This window comes from Collinsella sp. OM07-12 (genome assembly GCF_003438275.1).
Taxonomy (GTDB): Bacteria; Actinomycetota; Coriobacteriia; order Coriobacteriales; family Coriobacteriaceae; genus Collinsella.
The window spans coordinates 75,293-92,748 of sequence record NZ_QSTQ01000007.1; the positions used below are offsets into that span (position 1 = coordinate 75,293).

Sequence of the window (17,456 nt, forward strand, 5' to 3'; positions counted from 1 at the left end):
CAACATGGCTTTTCCCGATGGATTTCTGTGGGGCGGTGCCACTGCCGCCAATCAGTGCGAAGGCGGATACAACGAGGACGGCAAGGGCCTCGGCGTTCCCGACATCATGACCGGCGGCACGGTCTCCGAGCCGCGCCACATTACCGACGGCATTCTGCCCCAGTACCACTATCCCAGCCACGAGGCCGTGGACATGTACCATCACTATCTCGACGACATCAAGCTTTTTGGCGAGATGGGCTTTAAGTGCTACCGCATGTCCATCAACTGGAGCCGTATCTTCCCCAACGGCGACGAGGCCGAGCCCAACCAGGCCGGCATCGAGTTCTACCGCCGTGTGTTCCAGGCCTGTCAGGAGCAGGGCATCGAGCCCATGGTCACCCTTAGCCACTATGAGCTGCCTTATGGTCTGTCCAAAAACTACGGAGGCTGGAAGAACCCCAAGCTCATCGATTTCTACCTCAACTACGCCTGCACCGTCATGACCGAGTACAAGGGCCTGGTGCGCTACTGGCTCACCTTTAACGAAATCAATTGCCTGCTCATGGGCGGCTTTGGCGGCGTGATGGGCGGCGGCATGGTGCCCGAGGCAACCGACACGCCCATGGCCTTTGGCGACTGCGACTGGGACGACCCGCAGGCGCGCTTCGATGCCCTGCACCATCAGTTCCTGGCGAGCGCCAAGTGCGTCACCATGGGCCATCAGATCGATCCCCAGAACAAGATCGGCTGCATGATCGCCGGCAACGCCTGCTACCCGCACACGTGCAATCCGGCAGACGTTCTGGCCGCACAAAAGCAGCAGCGCGAGATGAACTTCTACTGCGGCGACGTGCAGGTGCGCGGTGCGTATCCCTCGTGGGCGCCCAGCGTGTGGCGCCGCGAAGGCGTGCACGTGGAGGTTTCGCCCGAGGACGCCGCCACGCTGGCCGCCGGCAAGGTCGACTTCTACAGCTTTAGCTACTACATGAGCGCCACGGCCACGGCTGACCCGGTGCTGCTGGAGCAGGGCAACATCTTTGGTGGCGCCGGCAACGAGTACCTCAAGAAGAGCGATTGGGGTTGGGCGATCGACCCCGAGGGCCTGCGTTACTACCTGGAGGAGGTCTACGACCGCTACCAGGTGCCGCTGATGATCGTCGAGAACGGCCTGGGCGCGGTGGACGAGGTCGAGGCGGACGGTGCGATTCACGACGGCTACCGCATCGATTACCTGCGCGAGCATATCAAGCAGATGGAGATTGCCATCGAGGACGGCGTGGACCTGATGGGCTACACCATGTGGGGCTGCATCGATTTGGTGAGCGCCTCGACCGGCGAGATGAAGAAGCGCTACGGCTTCATCTACGTCGACAAGGACAACGACGGCAACGGCACGCTCGCCCGCAGCCGCAAGGACAGCTTCTTCTGGTACAAGAAGGTCATCGCCACCAACGGCGCCGACCTGGCCTAGCCAAGTCTCAACCAGCGTAAACGTCGCAACCACCACAAAGGGGCCAGGCACCTTTGTGGTGGTTTTTGCTTTGGTAGATGTGTGGGACATGTCTTACAATCTACCAAGTAGTTCATGACGGGTGAAAAACGGAGAGAAGGGGCTTGATGCGTCCTTAATGTTTCATGCGGATAGATTGATTTGACAGACGGTGGCGAATGCCCACCGTCCGCATTCGTATGAAACAAGGAGTCTCCATGCTCGCCTCTCTTTTCTCAAAGCCTCAATCATCGCTGTCCGTGCAGGCCAAGCGCCTGGTGGCGATGCGCTTTCTCATCTACACCGGTTTTCAGACCAGCTACTTTATCGGCGTCATCGGAACGCTCACCTATGCAGACGATGCCTCGGTCGTGGCGACATCGCTGGCCGTTCTGTTTATGAACGTTTTCGTGATCCTGGGGTCCTTTGCGGGTGGAGCGGCGCTCGACGCTTTGGGCCCGCGCCGCCATTTTTTGCTGAGCATCGTCGGCGCGCTGACAACCGGCGCGGCGATTATCGCCTTTGGCAGCACGACCGGCATCGTCCTGCTCGGCGCGGTGCTCCTGGGCTTTGTGATGGGGTTCGCCCAGCCCATCGCCACATCCTATCCGGCCTACCTCACCGATGATCCCGTCGAGCTCAAAGACATCAACTCCGCCATCGCCATGTTTTCAAACGTGAGTATCATCGTCGGACCCACGCTGGGCGGCTTTGTCGCGGCGGCTGCGTCGTCGCGCGCGGTGTTTGTGCTCATGATGATCTTTACCGTACTGGCGCTCGCCGCCGGTTGGGGCTTTAGGCAAAGTGCAGGTCAGGCCGCCACACACGAAGGCAAACCCGCAATCGGCGACATCACGTCGGATAAGGCCAGCCAAAGTCCCGACCCCAACACATCTTCTCGCGCCACCTTCGCAGCCAGCATCAAGACAGTCTTCACCAACAGCGTCCTCGCCCTGCTGTTCTTCATTATCTTTCTTTCGAACTTTGGCTATGGCGCCTTCGATCCACTGGAGTCGTTCTTCTACCGCGATGTCCTGCACGTCGGTGTTGAGTGGATGGGCTGGCTCTCGTCGGCCAGCGGTGTGGGCGCGGTGCTGGGCGCCGTCCTCGCGCTCCGCATGCCGCCGCACCTGGTCAACCTTAAAACGCTGCTCGTGGCGCTCATGTCCGTGGGTCTGGGAAGTTTGCTCTATGTGGGAACACCGTACGTGGGCGTGGCCCTTGTCGGCCAGATTGTACTGGGCATAGCTTGGGGCATCGTCAACCCGCTCCACAACACGATCGTGCAAACGACGGCCCCGCTCGAGCAGCTCGGTCGCGTGAACTCGGTCATGGGCTTTGGCAATATGTTCGCCGGCGTGGCCCCGCTGGCTATTGCCCCGTGGCTGGCGGCGACGTTTGGCGTGCAGCAGACGCTCGTAGGGGCGGGCATGGTCGTGACGGCGGTTCCCGCGGCGTTGCTGCTATTTGGTCGCCGGCATTTGGATCGTGCCGCAAAGCAGTAAAAACCATCACAACATTCGATGAAAATCGCGATTTTGCCGAAAAACGTCGAATGTTGTGATGCTTTGCGTCTCGGGCCAGGCCATCCTGCGGGTCCGGCCGCCACAAAGGGGCCAGGCACCTTTGTGGTGGTTTTTGCTTTGACGGGCCGCGCCTGCGCCTTGGTATACCATGTACGCCGTTCACGAATACACCCCACACCGCCGCACAACCCAGAAAGGTCCCCATGGACACCACCTTCAGCCACATCAAAGCCGTGTTCTGCGATATCGACGGCACGCTGCTCACGAGCCAGCACACGGTGTCCCCGCGCACCGTGGCGGCGATCCGCGCCCTGCGCGAGCGCGGCGTGCTCTTTGGCCTGTGCACCGGGCGCGACGCCCACGCGACCGAGGCCATGTACGAGCTCTGGGGCATCGAAGGCCTGGTGGACGTGCTCGTGGGCTGCGGTGGCGCCGAGGTCATCGACCGTGCGCACGGCATTAACGAGCTGAGCTACCCGCTGCCGGGCGAGACCATCGCGCGCATCTGCGAGCACATGGCAGACCTGCCGGCAACGCCCGTTTGTCCTCGGAACGGCGTGCTCTATGTGCCCGAGAGCAATGCGTGCGTCGAGCACCTGTCGCGTGTCGACGGCGTGCCCTACAAGGTGGTCGACTTTGCCGAGTTCCTGCGCGATCCGCAGGCCAAGGTGATGTTCACCATGGCGCCCGAGGCGATGCCGCAGGTGATCGAGCGGGCGTCGACACTCGCCGACGACACCGTTAAGGCGGCTGCTCTGCAAACCACGCAGCGACTCTACGAGTTTATGGATCCCCGCGTGTCCAAGACGCGCGGCCTTGTGCGCGTGGCGGAGCTCAACGGCATGGAGCTGCAGAATATCTGCGTGTTTGGCGATGCCGATAACGATACCTGCATGGTGGCCGACGCCGGCGTGGGCGTGGCTATGGCAAACGGCAGCGACGCCACCCGTGCCGCCGCGGACTTTGTAACCGCGAGCAACGACGAGGACGGCATCGCAATTTTTGTCCAGGAACATCTGCTGTAGCACCGGGGAAGAGCCACCACAAAGGGGACAGGCGCCTTTGTGGTGGCGGGCTCCAACCGTCCCAACATCCGATGGAAATCGCGATTTTGCCGAAAAGCGTCGAATGTTGGGACGGTTTTTGCAGCGGGCGCGACGGTTCCTGCCGTGGCCGATGCACTTTTGCTGCAGAGGCGCCGCCCTCGTTACGTTTTCGCTGCATTTGGGTAAAGCGCCTGCTCCAAGTCGGCGTTGCCCTGTATACTAGAGCGGTTTAACTGTTATGCGGAAGGGAGCGCCTATGGCACTCAGCGAGAAAGACGTGCGCGGCATTGCCGAGTACGCAAAGATCGCACTGGCCGATGACGAGCTCACCCAGATGACGTCCTACCTGAACGATGCCGTCCAGATGCTCGAGCCCGTCTTGCAATATGACTTGCCCGACGTGGAGCCCACGTTCCATCCCATCGGAAACCTGTCCAACGTGATGGGCGACGACCTGCGCGAGCCCGAGCGCGACCTGCCGCTCGATGTCGCGCTCGAAAACGCCGGCAGCGTGCGCGACCGCTACTTCCGCGTGCCGTCCATTTTGGGAGAGGGGGAGAGCGAGTAATGAAGCTCAATCTCGATCGATTCACGGCCGCGCAGCTAGCCGAGCACGTTGCCGCCGGCGATTTCTCTGCCACCGAGATCGCGCAGGCCTCGCTCGAGGCCATCGAGGCGCGCGAGGGTGGGGTCCAGGCATTTCTGCAGGTGGCGCCCGAGCTCGCGCTCGAGGCTGCCGCCAAAATTGACGCCCGCCGCGCCGCCGGTGAGGCTCTGCCCCCGCTTGCGGGCGTGCCGCTGGCCATCAAGGACAACATGAATCTCGTGGGTACGCGCACCACCTGCGCTTCCCGTATGCTCGAGGACTACCAGAGCGTCTACACCGCCACCTGCGTTCAGCGCATGCTCGACGCCGGCTGCCTGCCCATGGGCAAGGTCAACATGGACGAGTTTGCTTTTGGCAGCTCTACCGAGAGCTCGGCGTTCCACCGCACCAACAACCCCTGGGATACCGAGCGCGTGCCCGGCGGCTCCTCGGGCGGCTCCGCTGCCGCCGTTGCTGCCGGCGAGGTTGCGCTCTCGCTGGGCTCGGACACTGGCGGCTCGATTCGCCAGCCGGCGAGCCTGTGCGGCGTGGTGGGCTTTAAGCCCACGTATGGCGCCGTGAGCCGATACGGCGTGGTTGCCTTTGGCTCGTCGCTCGACCAGGTGGGACCCTTTGGCCGCACGGTCGAGGATGTCGCGCTGGCCATGAATGCGCTTACCGGTGCGGGTCACGATCCGTACGACTGCACCAGCCAGGATTGTGCCGTCGACTTTACCGAGCATCTCAACGACAGCATCGAGGGCAAGCGCGTGGGTATCATCCCCGCGTTTATGGAGGCCGAGGGCCTGACGCCCGAGGTCAAGGCCGCTGTTGAGCGTGCCGCCCAGGAGCTGCAGAACCAGGGCGCCGATCTCGTGGAGGTCGACCTGCCGCACCTGGACGCTGCCATCGCCGCCTACTACGTCATCGGCCCGGCCGAGGCGTTCTCAAACCTGGCTCGTTTTGACGGCATTCGCTATGGCTACCAGGAGGAAGGCTGCGCCAACCTGTCCGACCAGAGCTCGCTCAGCCGCGCCCACGGCTTTGGTGCCGAGGCCAAGCGCCGCCAGATGCTCGGTGCCTACCTGCTCTCCTCGGGCGTGTACGACAAGTACTACTATGCCGCGCAAAAGGCCCGCACGCTTATCACGCAGGACTACGACGCCGCGTATGCCAAGGTGGACACCATTCTTATGCCCGCTTCGCCGCGTACGGCCTTTAAGTTCGGCGAGATCAGCGACCCCACGCAGATGTATCTCTCCGACCTGTACACCATTTCGCTCAACATTTGCGGCAACGGTGGTATCTCGGTGCCGCTGGGCCTGGGCGAGGACAGCCGCCTGCCCGTTTCTGCCCAGCTGGTGGGCCCTGCCTTTAAGGACCGTCAGCTGCTCACGTTTGCCCGCGCCCTGGAGCGCGGCTTTGCCGATACCGCCACGGGCGCGCCCGTGCTTTCCGTCGCGCCCGATTTTGCCGGGAAGGGGGGCGAGCTGTAATGAAGGAGCTTTCCGAGGTCCTGCAGGATTGGGAGGCCGTGATTGGCCTGGAGATCCATACCGAGCTCACCGCACTCGATACCAAGATGTTCTGCAACTGCAAGCTCAGCCACGATGACGAGCCCAACGCCAACGTGTGCCCGGTGTGCCTGGGCCTGCCCGGCGCCCTGCCGGTGCCCAACAAGCGCGCCATCGAGAGCATCGTCAAGGCCGGTCTCGCGACCAACTGCGAGATCCAGCGCCACTCGATGTTCTACCGCAAGCACTATTTCTATCCCGATATGGCCAAGAACTTCCAGACCACGCAGGGTCCGGTCGCCTTTGCCATGTACGGTCATCTGGATCTGGACGTGACCGGTCGCGGTGCCGCCGAGCGCCCCGACTGCGCGTTTGGCGAGGCCGAGGCCCAGAGCCTGGCGAGCGCTTCGGCCAATGCCGAGGGCCTGTCCACGTCCATGTCCTCCACGATGCGCGAGGGCAATCAGCGCGCCGGCCACCTAGCCAGCTACGATGCCTCCAACATGCAGATGCCCGAGCGTCGCGAGGACGGTTCTTACACCGTGCCCATCCGCATCCTGCGCATCCACATGGAGGAGGACGCCGCCAAGATGGTGCACGTGGGCGGTGCCGAGGGCCGCATTACCGCCGCGGCCGAGTCGCTCGTCGACTACAACCGCTGCGGCACGCCTTTGATTGAGCTCGTGACCGAGCCCGATCTGCGCACGCCCGAGGAGGCGCGTCTGTTTATGGAAAAGCTCCGTCGCATCTTTGTGACGCTGGGTATTTCCGACTGCTCCATGGAGAAGGGCTCCATGCGCTGCGACGGCAACGTGAGCCTGCGTCGCCGCGGCGAGACCAAGCTGGGCACCAAGACCGAGCTCAAGAACCTCAACTCGTTTAAGAGCCTGCACGACGGCCTTGCCTACGAGATCTGCCGTCAGGCCGAGGTGCTCGAGGAGGGCGGCATCATCTACCAGGAGACCCGCCACTGGGAGCCCAGCCGCAAGCGCACCGTGGTCATGCGCGTCAAGGAGACGGCCGACGACTATCGTCTGTTCCCCGACCCCGACTTGGCGCCGTTCGATCTGGATGACGAGTTCATCGACCGCTGCCGCGGCGAGATTCCCGAGCTGCCCGATGCCAAGCGCGCCCGCTTTGAGGCCGATTTTGGCATTAAGGCCGCCGACGCCGAGCAGATCGCCGGCGACCCGGAGTTTGCCGAGTTCTTTGAGGCCGCTGCTGCCGGCATGGCTGGCAAGGAGGCCCAGACGGTCGCGAACCTGCTGGTCAACGAGATGATCGCCTACCTTAAGGACGCGGGTACCTCGCTGGCTGAGTCCGGCATCGCGCCGGCTCAGGTGGCGGCTCTTGCCAAGCTGCTGGCGACCGATGCCATCAGCTCCAACCAGGCGCACGAGGTCTTTGAGGCCATGGCCCAGACCGGCGACGATCCCAACAAGATCGTCGACGAGCGCGGCATGCGTCAGGTGAGCGATGCCGGCGCGCTGCAGCCGATTGTGGACGAGGTGCTGGCAAACTGTGCCGAGCAGGCGCAGCAGTACCGCGACGGCAACCAGAAGGTCATTGGCTATTTGGTGGGCCAGTGCATGAAGGCGAGTCGCGGCAAGGGCAACCCGAAGCTCTTCAACGAGTTGCTGAGAACGTCGCTCTCGTAAGCGGGAACCGAGGGGCCGGGCGCAGGGCCTTGCCTCTCAATTTCGGACAGTCCTGACTCACGACGGAGGCGCCACTGGCGCCTCCTGTTCGTGCGGAACTCATTGAGAGGCAAGGCCCTGCGCCCGGCCCCTCGGTTCCGTGACGACTCGGCCGTTCGGGTCAGGTGGGCTGAATGGAATTTGGACTCCAAGATTTCCAAAAAGTTAACCTTTGTTGACCTTAATAGTTAGATGAACTAAACTATTTTCTAAAAGTGTTCTCAAGCAAACTTGTTTACTCGGGTGCTGAGGCACCGTGCCGCGTCCAATGCGGCAAAAGGGAGAAGCAACATGAAGAGGTCGACGTTCAATACCCTGCTTGTTGGTGGCGGTTTTCTGCTTGGCACGGCCGGCATCAAGCTGCTTACCAGCGCTCCGGTAAAGAATGCCTGCGTGCAGGGTATCGCGTGCGGCATGCGCATCAAGAACGGCTACCAGGACATGGTCGAGCAGGCCAAGGCTAATGTCGACGACATGGTTGCCGAGGCGGCCTAAATCACCCAGAGCGAGGCCGCTGCTGACGAGGCAGCCGAGTAACGCTCCCAGGCACAAACTATGAGATTCTCGATTATGAGCGAGATCCCCGGCAGGACCCGTCTTCAATTGGCGGGTCCTGTGCCAGAGAGTGATCTCGATGCACTTCTTAAGCTTAGCGGCGATATCGACGGCGTGCACAAGGTGCGCGTTTATGGCCGCATCGGCCAGATGGCACTCGAATACGATGAGCCGCACCGCGATGCCGTGCTGGCCGCCGTCGGTGCGCTCGATGCCCAGGCCATTGCCGACGCAAAGACGGGTTACGTGATGCAGCTTGAGCCACGCAAGCACAAGCTCGTCATGGATTTTGCCACACTTTTCGGCGCCCACTACGCGCGCCGCTGGTTCTTGCCGACGCCCCTGCGTGCGGTGTTTGTCGTGGCCGGTTACATCGCATTTTTGCGCGCTGCCCTTCATGAGCTGGTGCAGCCGCGCCTGGCTTGCGTGCTGACGACCGACGGCTGGAGCGAGGATGAGGTCCTGCGCCTTTCTGCCTGCCTGGAGGAGCATTTCCCGCATCCGGTGGCGCGCGCAGTCATCAACGCTGCTCGCGAGCGTGGGCTCGAACACCGCGAGCGCCATGCCGCCGTCGAGTACATCGTGGCGCACGGCATCGCTTCGTCCATCGAAGGGCGTCGCGCCATCATCGGTTCCGCGCACTTTGTGTTTGAGGACGAGAGTGCGCAGCTCGATTCCGACATTAAGGAACGCATTGAGTCCCAGATGCAGGGCCTGTCGCCGCTGTACCTGGCGGTCGACGGCAAGGTCGTCGGCGTGCTCGGCATCGAGGACCCGCTCAAGCTCGGGGTCCGTGAGGCCATCGCCGACCTACATGCGCTGGGCGTCAAACATGTCGTTATGCTTACGGGCGACTCCGAGCGCACGGCCGAGCGCATTGCGCGCGAGGCGGGTGTCGACGAGTTTAATGCCGAGCTGCTGCCCGAGGACAAGTACGCCTATGTGGAGCGGATTAAGCGCGAGGGGCGCCACGTTGCCATGGTGGGCGACGGCGTCAACGACTCACCGGCGCTGGGCCTGGCCGATGTGGGTCTGGCCATGGGCGGTGGAAGCGACACTGCCAAGGAAGTCGCCGATATCATCCTGGCCGACACGGATCTCGCCGCACTCGTGCGCCTGCGCCGCATGAGCCAGGGCCTCATTGATCGTCTGACGAGTTCCTATTCTAAGGTGATGCTCACCAACTCGGCGCTGTTGGCATTGGGTATTACCGGCATGATCACTCCGCAGACGTCGTCACTGCTGCACAACGGCTCGACGATTGCCTACAGCCTGAGCAGCGCAAAGGCGTACCTGCATTAGCGTTTTCGATTGAGTATATGGCCTGCACCCTGGCGGCACTGCAGCCGCCAGGGTGCAGGCCTTCTTTTGTTTGACGAGATGTTAGCTCAGATATAAGATTGTGCTAGCACTGCTAGTAAATGCTGAAGGTGAGGTTGAGATGGCTATCGTTGGCAGCATGGCGCAGGTGAATGTTCGCGTAGATCGCTCGGTTAAAGAGCGCGCCGAGGAAGCGCTGCAGCTTTCGGGCAGGTCACTGCCTGAGCTCATCAAAAAGGTGGTTGCCAAGGTCGCGCAGGGTGGCGGGCAGTGCGAGGAAGTGCTTGCGGCCGTCGACGACCGGCGGCAGACCGTCGCGCCCGATACTCCGTTCGCCGCATCATGGGCGGCGGCGGATCAGCTTTACGCGGACCTGGGCATCGCTACGTCGCACGTATCCGACGATCGCGATTGGGACACAATCTATTCGGAAGCCATGGACGAGCGCTATCGCCAAAAGGGGATGATCCTGTGAGCGGGACTCCCCTCAAAATAATGGTGGATGCCAACGTATGGGTTGATTCGTTTTGCGTCGACCATGCCGAGTCGCTTGCCGCGCGTGCGTTTATTGGGCGGGCGACGGAGACGGGGGCGTTGCTGTTCTTTCCGGTGCATATCGCTAAGGACGTGCTGTACGTTGTCCAACACGAGCTGAAGCGTAGCGTTCTTGCCAGCGGGGGAGCGCTCGACGAGGCTTCTGCCCGCGCGATTGGCGATGCGGCGCTGGCGTTTGTTCGAAATATGACCGAAAACGCCACGGCCGTGGGTGCAGATGCGTCGGATCTTTGGCTGGCCAACAAATATCTGACGCTCCATCGCGATTACGAGGACAACTTGGTGCTCGCCGCATGCAAGCGCGCGCAGGTTGATTACTTGGTAACTAACGATCGCAAACTGCTCGAACATGCCGATCTTGCAGCAAAGACACCTCGTCAAATGATGCCGATTCTTGCTTTGGCCAAACGCGGCGGCGCGGCTATCGGTTGACGCGAACTGCTTGCGGGCCTCTTGGACGACGATGATCCAAGGGGCCCGCGTCTGCTATTTACAAAAGCTCGGCCTTAATGGCGGGACTTTCTGCGAGCTGCTCGGCTGCCTTTTCGTCGGAGCTGTCGAGTACTGCCAGACTGCGATAGACCCACTCGTTGACCTGGGTGTTCTTGACGCCTGCGGTTTGCATGAGGGCGCCTACCTCGCGGATTGCTGCGAGCAGATCAGCCTTGGGACCCGCGAGCTCGACTTCGATGCCGTGGTAGGCGGCCACGCCGCGGTTCTCACTCACGTGGTCGATAAAGTCTTCGACGGTCTCAAGCTGCTGGGCGAGAGCTGCATCATCGTCAGCGTCCAGCGCGACGAGTGCGTTCGATACCGTGAGGGCGGGATGTCCGCAGGGGACAAAGCCCTCGATGACATCCATGGCTTCGGTAATGGTTGAGCCCAGGCCCACGAGGGCATTGACGAGTTGCTGCTTGGTATCCATAACGGTCCTTTCGACGGGTCAATTGTGCTTGGCGAAAATATACGTGACGCGATCGGTAGCAAAAGTGCGAAGTACAGCGCACATTGGGGTCTTCACAGCTCGTGGATAGAACATCTGTCTTCCTTGAGAACGTGGTAACATAGCACTTCACAAGCGGGGCTCGCCCCGTATGTTCCTTGAAAAGTCGACGGCTGTTGGGTACTCGTGCCCAATGCCATCCAGACTTTACCGACATTCGGGGGCGACTGGTTTCGACACGATAGCTCTGAGAGAGGAAGCAAGCCGAGGTCTCCTCGCCTCGTTAAACAGGGGTACCGTCAAATTGAATTGACAACAACTCTTCTTTTGAGCCTATGGCTCTCGCTGCTTAGTTTATAGCGGCGCGTCAACCCGGTGATTTCCCCGACACCGGCGCGACGTCATTTTAGGGGAATGCTCCTGCGCACGTAATCGGTATGGCGCAGGCTAAGACCGAACCGGTTAGGACGCCGCGAGCGTGTCGCTGCGCGCAAAGCGTCCGAGACAAAACCAGCGACTGAGCTTGGAGATGCCAATCAGGGGGCTTTCGTGGACCGGAGTTCGATTCTCCGCGCCTCCACCACAAGTAATAGGCAGGTAGATATTCGTATCTACCTGCCTTTTTATTTCCAGCCCGTACCGCGGAGAATCGAACTCTATGCAGGGCGCGGGCGTAAAGAAAACGCGTGAGCGTTTTTAGCCCGCGAGCGAGGACGCCGGCAGGCGGCCGAAGCCGGTGCGGATTTGCGAAGCAAATACGCGGATTCTCCGCGCAATGCCTCGACTAGATATAGACGCGATGCCGATCGCGCTGCAGCCTGCCGTGCCCCGCAGCAACGCAGAGTGAGACGTGCTTTCCGCCAGCCGCCCCGCCCTCCTCAACTCCAAAACCTACACGCCCTCCATCCCAAAACTGGGTAGAAGAAGGCCAAAACGAAACAGCAGGAGGTCAACATGACTGCAGAAGATAAAGCAAAGAACGCCGGCAGGGTCGCGCTCGTCCTGGAGGGCGGTAGTTTTCGCGGGCAGTTTACCGCGGGCGTTCTCGACGTTCTCATGGAGGCCGGCGTCGAGATTCCGGCGGTATATGGCGTATCGGCCGGCGCCCTCAACGGCGTGAACTACAAGTCGCACCAGATCGGCCGTGCTAACCGCATCAACCTGGCTTTCTGCAACGACAACCGCTTCATGGGCGCCGCATCGTTTGCGTCCACGGGCTCCATCGTCGGCTACGACTTTATCTTCAACGATGTCCAGGACCGCCTGGATCCCTTTGACAGCGAGACGTTCGACGCGAGCCCCATCGAGATGTACGCCGTCGCGACGGACATGCTCTTTGGAACCGCCGCGTACCTGTCGGTCAAAAGTGCCGTGCTCGACCTCGACGCCGTGCGCGCATCGACGTCGCTGCCGCTGGTGACGCCACCGGTCGAGATTGACGGGCACAAATACGTCGACGGTGGCGTAGCCGATTCGGTCCCCATCGAGCACGTGCTGGAGGAGGCAGGCTTCGATCGCGCGGTCGTCATTGTCACGCAGGACCGCTCGTACGAGAAAAAGCCCTACGAGTTTATGCCCGCCGCACGAGCCCGCTATGCCGACTACCCCTATCTGCTTGAGGCTATCGAGACGCGCCACGACCGCTATAACATCCAGCGCATGCATCTGTGGAAGTATGAGCGTGAGGGCCGTGCGCTGGTCGTTGCTCCGCAAAAGCCGGTCGAGGTCGGCCATGTTGAGCACGATCCGGCAAAGCTCCTCGACCTGTATATTCAGGGCCGCCAGGAGGCAAAGCGCCTGCTGGGAGATATCGAGGCGTTTGTCGAGCGCTAGTGTCGCGACGTCATGACCCATGGACGACATGTGCAGAAACTCTGGTCGGAGTCAAAATACCTGTTGACTCGTACGGCGAGCGGGGTAATATGGACGGGTTACTTGCAGAGCCCCGTGAATCTCTGTAACAACACGTACTGTACATGGAGGAGTCTAAGTGATTTCGAAATCGACTCACTACGCCAAGCAGGGCGAGGTCCAGCGCAACTGGGTTCTCGTCGACGCCGATGGTGCTGTCCTGGGCCGTCTTGCCACCCAGATCGCAATGATCCTGCGCGGTAAGAACAAGCCTCAGTTCACGCCCAACAGCGACTGCGGCGACTTCGTTGTCGTCATCAACGCCGATAAGGTCCAGCTTACCGGTAACAAGGCCGACACGAAGACCTATTATCGCCACAGCGGCTACAACGGCGGCCTTAAGGCTGAGAGCTTCCGCCAGGCTATGGAGAAGCACCCGGAGAAGGTCATCGAGCGCGCTGTTCGCGGCATGCTGCCCAAGACCACCCTCGGCCGTGCCCAGATGACCAAGCTTAAGGTCTACGCTGGTGCCGAGCATCCGCACGCTGCCCAGAACCCCACGAAGATTGAGCTGGAGGCTTAAAGATGGCTGAGAACACCGTTGTCTACCAGGGTACCGGCCGTCGTAAGAACGCCGTCGCCCGCGTCCGTCTCGTCCCCGGCACCGGCAAGGTGACCATCAACAAGCGTGACGCCGAGCAGTATTTCGGCCGTCATCAGCTCGTTGAGAACGCCCTTGCTCCCTTCAAGGTGACCGACACCGCCGGTCAGTTCGACGTTATCGCTCTGTGCGATGGCGGCGGCATCTCCGGTCAGTCTGGCGCTCTGCGCCTGGGCATTGCTCGCGCTCTTCTGAACGCTGGCGACTACCGTGCTGATCTCAAGAAGGCCGGTTTCCTTACGCGCGATGCTCGCGTGGTCGAGCGCAAGAAGTACGGCCTCAAGAAGGCCCGCCGCGCTCCCCAGTTCTCCAAGCGCTAAGGTTTTATCTCCTTTCGAGATACAATGTACAAGCGGGGCCTGCCGATTCCTCGGCGGGTCCCGCTTTTCTTTTTCGACTAGGGTGGGCGGTTGCATATCGCCTGCTAGGGAAGGAGCGATCCTATGCCCCAGAACATCTTCGGTACCGACGGCGTCCGTGGCGTCGCCAATGCCGGCCTCTCGTGCGACCTCGCGTTTCGCCTGGGCCGCGCGGCGACCAAGTTCCTTGGTCCGGATATCTGTGTCGGCCGCGACACGCGTCTTTCGGGCACCATGCTCGAGAGCGCTCTGACCGCCGGCATCATGGCCGAGGGCGGCCGTCCGCACTGCTGCGGCGTCATCCCCACGCCGGCCGTGGCCCTGCTCACCGTTCAGAACGAGCTCGACGGCGGCATCGTCATCTCTGCTTCGCATAATCCGCCGGAGTTCAACGGCATCAAGTTTTTTAGCCGCAAGGGCATGAAGCTTCCCGATGCTGTCGAGGAAGAGATCAGCGCCTGGGTAATGTCCGAAGAAGCCATGGCTGCCGACACGCTGCCGACCGGTGCCGGCGTGGGCCACATCATTAAGATGAAGGATGCCCGCAAGGCATACGTCGACCACGCCATCGATACGCTTGATGGCCTGAGGCTCGACGGCCTGGTCGTTGCCGTCGACTGCGGTCACGGTGCTTCCTGCCAGACTACGCCCGCCGCTCTGCAGCGCTTGGGTGCCACGGTCCATGCCATCAACACCGATTACTGCGGCACTGACATTAACGTTGAGTGCGGCTCCACTCACCTCGAGCCCCTGCGCGAGCTCGTACTGCGCACCCATGCTGACATTGGTCTGGCCCACGACGGCGACGCCGACCGCGTACTGTTCGTGGACAGCGAGGGCAATGAGATCGACGGTGACTACATCCTGGCTATCTGCGGTTCTGACCTCGCCGCTCGCGGCAAGCTCGCCAACTCCGAGATCGTCTCGACCGTCATGTGCAACCTTGGCTTCTCCATCGCTATGAAGGAGCAGGGCTTCGAGATGGTTCAGACTGCCGTGGGCGACCGCTACGTTCTGGAGCGCATGCTCGCGGATGGCGCCGTCATCGGCGGCGAACAGTCCGGCCACATCATCTTCCTGGAGCACAACACCACCGGTGACGGCCTGGTGACGGCTCTGCAGCTGCTGGCCGTGCTCAAGCGCACCGGTCGTACCCTCACCGATCTTGCCGGTATCATGAAGAAGTACCCGCAGGTACTCGTTAACGTGCATTCCGACAACAAGGCTGGTCTGGACGATTGCCAGCCCATCTGGGATGCCGTCGCTGCTGCCGAGAAGGAGCTTGACGGCCGCGGCCGCATTCTGGTGCGTCCGAGCGGTACCGAGCCACTGGTCCGCGTGATGGCCGAGGCCGAGACGCACGAGCTGACCCAGCGCGTTGTCGACGACATCGTCGAGGTTGTCAAGCGCGAACTTCCCTAATGGTCAAAAACGGGTGCCAAGTGGTAAACTGTTAAGGTTATTTGATTGATTGGTATGTCCGAGGGGGAGCATGTTCACTAAAGTCCTAAGGTCTTTTGGTATGCGTGGTCGAGTCCTTACGCTGGATGCTCCTATCTCGGGCGACGTCATTCCGCTCTCCGAGGTAAACGACCAGACGTTTGCCACCGGCCTTTTGGGCCAGGGCGTGGCGATTCAGCCCACCGGAACGCGTGTGATTGCACCGGCTGATGCCAAGGTCGAGGCCATTTTTCCCACGGGGCACGCCGTTGCGCTTAACACGGTCGATGGCCTGGACGTGCTCATCCACGTTGGTTTGGACACTGTTCAGCTCGAGGGCAAGCACTTTACCGTACATGCGCAAGTGGGTGACATCGTCCATAAGGGCGATGTGCTCATTGAGTTTGATCGCGAGGCAATTGCTGCCGAGGGCTACGATGTGACGGTTCCCATCTTGGTGTGCAACTCCGTTGAGTTCTCGAGCATCAAGGGCTCCGTTGGCGTGCATGTCGAAGAGATGGACCAGCTCATCGTTGCTCGCGAGCGCTAGTAAGTGCACGTGGCCATTAGCCTACAATTCAAACACGTTTACGGAGGGCGCCCTTGAAAGAGGGCGCCCTCCGTGGCAAGATGGGATTTGTCCGAAGCTAAAAGGCTTCGGGTCACCGTGGACGGGCAGGGGCCTCGACGCGGCTAGACACGAGACACATACATTACGCGACCTCGCCCTGGTGGCCGCACACGTTGGTTGCGGCCGACGCAGGCCGCGGGCAAGTGCTTGTAAGGGGAGCCTTGCCTCTCTTGTACGAGAAAGGATGCGTAATGAAGATCATTAAAGCTAAAGACTACGAGGATATGAGCCGCAAGGCCGCCAATATTATCTCGGCGCAGGTTATCCTCAAGCCCGACTGTGTGCTGGGCCTTGCCACCGGCTCTACCCCGATCGGTGCCTACAAGCAGCTCGCTGCTTGGTACAAGAAGGGCGACGTCGACTTTGCCGAGGTCAGCACCTACAACCTGGACGAGTATCGCGGCCTTTCGCACGACGATCCCCAGAGCTATCACTACTTTATGCGTAAGAACTTCTTCGATCACATCAACATCGACCTGAACAACACGCATGTGCCCGACGGTTCCAACCCCGATGCCGCCGCTGCCTGCTCTGAGTACGACAAGGTCGTCGCTGCCGCCGGTTATCCCGATCTGCAGCTGCTCGGCATTGGTAACAACGGTCATATCGGCTTCAACGAGCCCGACGACCACTTCTCCAAGGGCACGCACTGCGTCGATCTCACCGAGAGCACCATTCAGGCCAACAGCCGTCTGTTCGACAGCATCGACGATGTCCCTCGTCAGGCCTACACCATGGGTACCCAGACCATCATGTATGCCCGCATGATCCTGGTCGTCGCCAACGGCGAGGCCAAGGCTCAGGCCGTGCATGACATGTGCTATGGCCCGGTTACGCCCGAGTGCCCGGCTTCGATCCTACAGCTGCACACCAACTGCGTTGTCGTTGCCGACGAGGCCGCCCTTTCGCTCTGCGAGTAGCGCGAATCCTGCACCTCGACATAGCCTTGCCTAAGGCCTCCGCATTGCGGGGGCCTTTTTGCTATCCCTTTCCGCCCACTTGACCAAGATCTTGCCGCAAGCTTGACGAATACTGGATGCCCAACAGCTTGATTCATCCCATACCATAATATATGCAAAAATGCCACTAAAAGGTCGTAGACGGTAGCGGGTGCTAGGCGAGTTGAATGACATGGCTGAACCTTGTTCATTTACGTTACACTGCCGCTTAGATGGGACAAGCTGACAAGCTCATTTACCTGCTTAAAGACCGATTAGTCGGGGGATTAATAACAATCTGCCCTTGCTGTACAAAAACTTGCCGCTTGCGTACCAAAAGACAACCTAAAGCACAAGGTCGCT

The 17,456-nt window shown here is 61.0% G+C and carries 17 protein-coding genes and 1 other RNA gene; 17 read left to right on the top strand and 1 reads right to left on the bottom strand.

From position 1 onward, the window contains the following. Positions 1–4 precede the first annotated feature (4 nt). From DXB98_RS03855 to DXB98_RS03895, 10 genes are all read left to right on the top strand, one after another. Positions 5–1,453 (top strand): family 1 glycosylhydrolase, encoded by a 1,449-nt coding sequence (locus DXB98_RS03855; protein ID WP_117734657.1) that lies wholly within the window; start codon positions 5–7, stop codon positions 1,451–1,453. Between the two features lie 236 nt (positions 1,454–1,689). Beyond that, positions 1,690–2,976, top strand: a complete 1,287-nt coding sequence (locus tag DXB98_RS03860) for an MFS transporter (protein ID WP_158553140.1) — start codon at positions 1,690–1,692, stop codon at positions 2,974–2,976. Between the two features lie 224 nt (positions 2,977–3,200). Further along, on the top strand, positions 3,201–4,022 hold the full coding sequence (locus DXB98_RS03865; protein ID WP_117743218.1) for an HAD family hydrolase: 822 nt from the start codon (positions 3,201–3,203) through the stop codon (positions 4,020–4,022). A gap of 277 nt (positions 4,023–4,299) precedes the next feature. Beyond that, on the top strand, positions 4,300–4,611 hold the full coding sequence (gene gatC / locus DXB98_RS03870) for an Asp-tRNA(Asn)/Glu-tRNA(Gln) amidotransferase subunit GatC (protein WP_117743219.1): 312 nt from the start codon (positions 4,300–4,302) through the stop codon (positions 4,609–4,611). Then, entirely contained in the window at positions 4,611–6,125 is a 1,515-nt protein-coding gene (gene gatA / locus DXB98_RS03875; RefSeq protein WP_117743220.1) for an Asp-tRNA(Asn)/Glu-tRNA(Gln) amidotransferase subunit GatA, read from the top strand. Before gatC ends, gatA begins: the two co-directional genes overlap by 1 nt. Continuing rightward, entirely contained in the window at positions 6,125–7,801 is a 1,677-nt protein-coding gene (gatB, locus tag DXB98_RS03880) for an Asp-tRNA(Asn)/Glu-tRNA(Gln) amidotransferase subunit GatB (RefSeq protein WP_117743221.1), read from the top strand. The genes gatA and gatB overlap by 1 nt, the downstream gene beginning before the upstream one ends. Positions 7,802–8,131: 330 nt before the next feature. Beyond that, entirely contained in the window at positions 8,132–8,335 is a 204-nt protein-coding gene (locus DXB98_RS03885) for a DUF6110 family protein (protein WP_117743222.1), read from the top strand. Between the two features lie 120 nt (positions 8,336–8,455). Continuing rightward, positions 8,456–9,697, top strand: a complete 1,242-nt coding sequence (locus DXB98_RS03890; RefSeq protein ID WP_233505079.1) for an HAD-IC family P-type ATPase — start codon at positions 8,456–8,458, stop codon at positions 9,695–9,697. A gap of 139 nt (positions 9,698–9,836) precedes the next feature. Continuing rightward, a complete protein-coding gene (locus DXB98_RS10150) occupies positions 9,837–10,190 on the top strand; it encodes a hypothetical protein (RefSeq protein ID WP_158553141.1) in 354 nt (117 codons plus the stop codon). After that, positions 10,187–10,702 (top strand): PIN domain-containing protein, encoded by a 516-nt coding sequence (locus tag DXB98_RS03895; protein WP_158553142.1) that lies wholly within the window; start codon positions 10,187–10,189, stop codon positions 10,700–10,702. Before DXB98_RS10150 ends, DXB98_RS03895 begins: the two co-directional genes overlap by 4 nt. Before the next feature lie 58 nt (positions 10,703–10,760). Here the strand turns inward: DXB98_RS03895 and DXB98_RS03900 are convergent, their stop codons facing one another. Beyond that, complete coding sequence (locus DXB98_RS03900) at positions 10,761–11,195, bottom strand: hypothetical protein (RefSeq protein WP_117743225.1); 435 nt, start codon at positions 11,193–11,195, stop codon at positions 10,761–10,763. A gap of 237 nt (positions 11,196–11,432) precedes the next feature. Here DXB98_RS03900 and ssrA point away from each other — a divergent pair. The 7 genes from ssrA (at position 11,433) to nagB (ending at position 17,075) form a co-directional block, all read left to right on the top strand. Then, positions 11,433–11,796, top strand: a transfer-messenger RNA (tmRNA) gene (gene ssrA / locus DXB98_RS03905). A gap of 371 nt (positions 11,797–12,167) precedes the next feature. Further along, positions 12,168–13,046, top strand: coding sequence for a patatin family protein (locus tag DXB98_RS03910; RefSeq protein WP_117734642.1), 879 nt, complete (start codon positions 12,168–12,170; stop codon positions 13,044–13,046). A gap of 157 nt (positions 13,047–13,203) precedes the next feature. After that, on the top strand, positions 13,204–13,647 hold the full coding sequence (rplM, locus tag DXB98_RS03915; protein WP_022094635.1) for a 50S ribosomal protein L13: 444 nt from the start codon (positions 13,204–13,206) through the stop codon (positions 13,645–13,647). 2 nt (positions 13,648–13,649) lie between these two features. Further along, the gene (rpsI, locus tag DXB98_RS03920; RefSeq protein WP_022094634.1) at positions 13,650–14,045 is read left to right on the top strand and encodes a 30S ribosomal protein S9; all 396 of its coding nucleotides are present in this window, start codon (positions 13,650–13,652) and stop codon (positions 14,043–14,045) included. A gap of 123 nt (positions 14,046–14,168) precedes the next feature. After that, positions 14,169–15,506: a phosphoglucosamine mutase gene (glmM, locus tag DXB98_RS03925; protein ID WP_117734641.1), complete on the top strand. Its 1,338-nt coding sequence runs from the start codon at positions 14,169–14,171 to the stop codon at positions 15,504–15,506. Between the two features lie 100 nt (positions 15,507–15,606). Next, on the top strand, positions 15,607–16,074 hold the full coding sequence (locus DXB98_RS03930; RefSeq protein ID WP_306421699.1) for a PTS glucose transporter subunit IIA: 468 nt from the start codon (positions 15,607–15,609) through the stop codon (positions 16,072–16,074). A 272-nt stretch (positions 16,075–16,346) separates the two neighbouring features. Then, positions 16,347–17,075: a glucosamine-6-phosphate deaminase gene (gene nagB / locus DXB98_RS03935; RefSeq protein WP_117734640.1), complete on the top strand. Its 729-nt coding sequence runs from the start codon at positions 16,347–16,349 to the stop codon at positions 17,073–17,075. The last annotated feature ends 381 nt before the right edge of the window (positions 17,076–17,456 follow it).

Coding starts and splice junctions, on each gene's coding strand:
- DXB98_RS03855 (WP_117734657.1), top strand. CDS start 5: ATGGCTTTTCCCGATGGATTTCTGTGGGGCGGTGCCACTGCCGCCAAT.
- DXB98_RS03860 (WP_158553140.1), top strand. CDS start 1,690: ATGCTCGCCTCTCTTTTCTCAAAGCCTCAATCATCGCTGTCCGTGCAG.
- DXB98_RS03865 (WP_117743218.1), top strand. CDS start 3,201: ATGGACACCACCTTCAGCCACATCAAAGCCGTGTTCTGCGATATCGAC.
- gatC (WP_117743219.1), top strand. CDS start 4,300: ATGGCACTCAGCGAGAAAGACGTGCGCGGCATTGCCGAGTACGCAAAG.
- gatA (WP_117743220.1), top strand. CDS start 4,611: ATGAAGCTCAATCTCGATCGATTCACGGCCGCGCAGCTAGCCGAGCAC.
- gatB (WP_117743221.1), top strand. CDS start 6,125: ATGAAGGAGCTTTCCGAGGTCCTGCAGGATTGGGAGGCCGTGATTGGC.
- DXB98_RS03885 (WP_117743222.1), top strand. CDS start 8,132: ATGAAGAGGTCGACGTTCAATACCCTGCTTGTTGGTGGCGGTTTTCTG.
- DXB98_RS10150 (WP_158553141.1), top strand. CDS start 9,837: ATGGCTATCGTTGGCAGCATGGCGCAGGTGAATGTTCGCGTAGATCGC.
- DXB98_RS03900 (WP_117743225.1), bottom strand. CDS start 11,195: ATGGATACCAAGCAGCAACTCGTCAATGCCCTCGTGGGCCTGGGCTCA.
- DXB98_RS03910 (WP_117734642.1), top strand. CDS start 12,168: ATGACTGCAGAAGATAAAGCAAAGAACGCCGGCAGGGTCGCGCTCGTC.
- rpsI (WP_022094634.1), top strand. CDS start 13,650: ATGGCTGAGAACACCGTTGTCTACCAGGGTACCGGCCGTCGTAAGAAC.
- glmM (WP_117734641.1), top strand. CDS start 14,169: ATGCCCCAGAACATCTTCGGTACCGACGGCGTCCGTGGCGTCGCCAAT.
- DXB98_RS03930 (WP_306421699.1), top strand. CDS start 15,607: ATGCGTGGTCGAGTCCTTACGCTGGATGCTCCTATCTCGGGCGACGTC.
- nagB (WP_117734640.1), top strand. CDS start 16,347: ATGAAGATCATTAAAGCTAAAGACTACGAGGATATGAGCCGCAAGGCC.